The organism is Endozoicomonas sp. ONNA2 (genome assembly GCF_024606365.1).
Taxonomy (GTDB): domain Bacteria; phylum Pseudomonadota; class Gammaproteobacteria; order Pseudomonadales; family Endozoicomonadaceae; genus Endozoicomonas.
Genome location: NZ_JAHHPO010000509.1, coordinates 1 through 1057, shown reverse-complemented (window position 1 = coordinate 1057; position 1057 = coordinate 1). Strand labels below are relative to the sequence as shown.

Genomic DNA, 1057 nt, shown 5'->3' with positions numbered 1-1057 from the left:
AATTTTCTGCCATCCTCGCTACGGGGACGCCCAGTCGGGCGCTATTCTCGGACAGGCTCCCGGGCAAAGACGTTCTATTCGATCCCGAACCGTTTTCGACCTCGTTCATAACCCCTGCCCCTGAAAATGGCATGTCCAGGGGCAAGATCGGTTCGGGTAAATTAACGGCAGAATGGGTATCAGGATTTACTCCACTGCTGTCGAGGCTGGGCATCATAAACAGCTAACATCCTTAACATGTTTGCCAGGTTTTTATAGTCCATTTCCTCAGGGCCTTCTGGTGGCTGAGGCTCGGGAGAGTCAGGTCCCTCAGTTGACTGCAAACGACGTAATTGCTCATTTTTGACAGGTAAAACTTCAGATTCTGGTATTTTTTTAGGGGTTTTGCTGGTTTGTAAAGGATCGTCTGTAGAATTTTCCGGCCATTCTTGACCGTGTTGTCGGGCGTAATCTCTACTTATTGCCTCCTTAACAGCGGCTTGACATTGACCTTCCCCATGGAGTTCGTTATATCTGCGGAAGTCGATATAGTTATTCCTTATGTAGACCTCGACAAGCCTTTCTCTGATATATCTATAAGAGGGTAGATGCTCATCAGAAGCCAGATGCAGAGCCTCCTGGTCACTCAAAACCAAAGTTGGACTTTTATCCATAAGTTCTTTTATCTCCGGGTAATAATTATTACGACCAGTAGCAAATTCGTAAAGGCACTGAAGCAGTATCGCCCTGTCAATCCCTACAACACAGACCTTATGTCCAGCAAAGGAACCAGGTTGAGCTGGGCCACCATCTCCACCGCTTTTACCTGATGCCCCTGAGGGGGGCAATGTTGGGACCTGCGAGGAAGGATCCGAAAGTGATAATCCAGAAGAAAACATAAATACTCCTTTAATCAATAATTGTTATTAAAGGAAACGGTACATAAAGTTCAACGTCTCCGTTTCGCAAAGGAACGCAATGAAATAAATCACCGGGAGACTATTCTCGGACAGGCTCTATTCTCGGACAGGCTCTATTCCCGGACAGGCTCTATTCCCGGACAGGCTCTATTCCCGGA

At 47.1% G+C, this 1057-nt stretch carries 1 protein-coding gene; it reads right to left on the bottom strand.

The features are described from left to right. Positions 1 to 179: 179 nt before the first annotated feature. Positions 180 to 878 carry a hypothetical protein gene (locus tag KDK14_RS09065; RefSeq protein ID WP_257264773.1) on the bottom strand — a complete coding sequence of 233 codons (699 nt, stop codon included), beginning with the start codon at positions 876 to 878 and terminating at the stop codon, positions 180 to 182. Positions 879 to 1057 lie beyond the last annotated feature (179 nt).